At 71.9% G+C, this 2,010-nt stretch carries 2 protein-coding genes; one reads left to right on the forward strand and one right to left on the reverse strand.

Annotated features, from left to right (window positions below):
- Positions 1-44 precede the first annotated feature (44 nt).
- Positions 45-1,148: a DUF5925 domain-containing protein gene (locus VR44_RS32335; protein WP_245692662.1), complete on the reverse strand. Its 1,104-nt coding sequence runs from the start codon at positions 1,146-1,148 to the stop codon at positions 45-47.
- A 196-nt stretch (positions 1,149-1,344) separates the two neighbouring features.
- On the opposite strand from VR44_RS32335, the gene VR44_RS32340 reads away from it, so the two are divergent.
- The coding region (locus tag VR44_RS32340; RefSeq protein ID WP_045951193.1) for an SGNH/GDSL hydrolase family protein at positions 1,345-2,010 on the forward strand (666 nt) is incomplete at its 3' end.

Consider the following 2,010-nt stretch of genomic DNA (forward strand, 5'->3'; position numbering starts at 1 on the left):
TCAAACGCCGGCGGGGCTATCCATAGCCCCGCCGGAGCGGCGCGTCAGAGATAGAGCCCCGCCTCCGACTGGGACTGGGCCGGGACGACCGCAGCCGGTGCCGTCCCCCGCCGGAGGGCGAAGAGTTCCGCCAGCGTCGCCCCTTCCCGGGACACCCCCTCGTCCGTCCCGAGCCACTCCACCGCCTCCCCGCGCGTCAGCGGGCCGACCTCGATGCGGGCCAGGCACCGGCCCGGCCGGACCACCGCCGGGTGGAGCCGCTCCAGGTCCTCGTTGGTGGTGACGCCGACCAGGACGTTGCGGCCCTGCCCCAGCAGACCGTCCGTCAGGTTCAGCAGCCGCGACAGCGCCTGCCCCGCCGTGTGCCGTGCCTCGCCGCGGATCAGCTCGTCGCAGTCCTCCAGCAGCAGCAGCCGCCAGCGCCCCTTGGCGGTGCCCTCGTCCTCGCCGATCGCGATGTCCATGAGGTAGCCCACGTCGTTGAACAGCCGCTCGGGGTCCAGGACGCAGTCCACCTGGCACCAGTCCCGCCACGACCGCGCCAGCGTCCGCAGCGCGGAGGTCTTCCCCGTCCCCGGCGGCCCGTGGAGCAGCAGCAGCCGCCCCGCGATGTCGTCCGGGGTGACCTTCATCAGCCGGTCCATCGCCGCCGCCACCGGCGCCGTGTAGTTCGGCCGCACCTCCGCCCACGTACCGGCCGAGATCTGCCGCGTCGTGCGGTACGGGCCGCGGCGCGGGGAGACGTACCAGAAGCCCATCGTGACGTTGTCCGGCTGGGGTTCGGGCTCGTCCTGGGCCCCGTCCGTGGCCTCGCCGAGCACCCGCTGCGCGAGCTCCTCGCTGACCGCGGTGACCGTCACGTCCGCGCCCCGGCTCCAGCGGGAGACCAGGACCGTCCAGCCCTCGCCCTCGGCGAGCGTGGCGCTGCGGTCGGTGTCGCGAGCCGAGCGGAGCACGGTGGCCCGCGGGGGCAGCAGCGTCGCCTCCGCCTTCACCCGCTCGATGGTGACGCTCTGCGCGTAGGGCTGCTCGCCGGTCGCGAACCGGCCGAGGAAGAGCGCGTCGACGACGTCCGACGGAGAGTCACTGTCGTCCACGTGGAGCCGGATCGGCAGCGCGTCATGCGGGTCTGCTGGCATGGCGCCCATGATCCGGCACGAACTGGCCTCCCGCACCCGTGTTTCGCCGGATCGGGTCCCAGGTTCCCTCTTCAAACACATCGGGCGTGAAGATTCCGGCGCCAACCCCGCCCCGAAAATTCTTGGCATGAACACTTCCGGCCATCCTCGGCGGCTTGTACCACGGACTCAGGAGTAACCCCCACAAGGAGCCGCACACATGAGCATGAGACTGTCGCGCTTCGCCGCCCTCACCTCCTCCCTGTTACTCGCCGCGGGCGCCGCCCTGTTCGGCGCAGGTCAGGCCGCCGCCCAGGCCGACTTCGGCTACGTCGCCCTCGGCGACTCGTACTCCTCCGGCGTAGGCGCCGGCAACTACGACTCCGCCAGCGGCAGCTGCAAGCGCACCACCCGGGCGTACCCGGCCCTGTGGGCCGCCGCCCATTCCCCGCAGACCTTCTCCTTCACCGCCTGCTCGGGCGCCCGTACGGGCGACGTCCTCTCCGGGCAGCTCGGCCCGCTCAACTCCGGCACCGACCTGGTCAGCATCACCATCGGCGGCAACGACGCCGGTTTCTCCGACGTGATGACGACCTGTGTCCTGCAGTCCGAGTCCACCTGTGTCAACCGCGTCAACCAGGCCAAGGCGTACGTCGACTCCACCCTCCCCGGCCAGCTCGACCAGGTCTACGACGCCATCCGCGGCCGCGCGCCCTCCGCCAAGGTGGTCGTGCTCGGCTATCCCCGCTTCTACCAGCTCAACGGGAGCTGCATCGCCGGTCTCACCGAGGGCGAGCGCTCCGCCATCAACGGCGCCTCCGACTACCTCAACGCGGCCATCGCCAAGCGCGCCGCCGACCACGGCTTCACCTTCGCCCCGGTCGTCGGGGCC

The sequence above is a fragment of the Streptomyces katrae genome (assembly GCF_000966975.1).
GTDB classification, from domain to species: Bacteria; Actinomycetota; Actinomycetes; order Streptomycetales; family Streptomycetaceae; genus Streptomyces; species Streptomyces katrae.

Coding starts and splice junctions, on each gene's coding strand:
- VR44_RS32335 (WP_245692662.1), bottom strand. CDS start 1,148: ATGGGCGCCATGCCAGCAGACCCGCATGACGCGCTGCCGATCCGGCTC.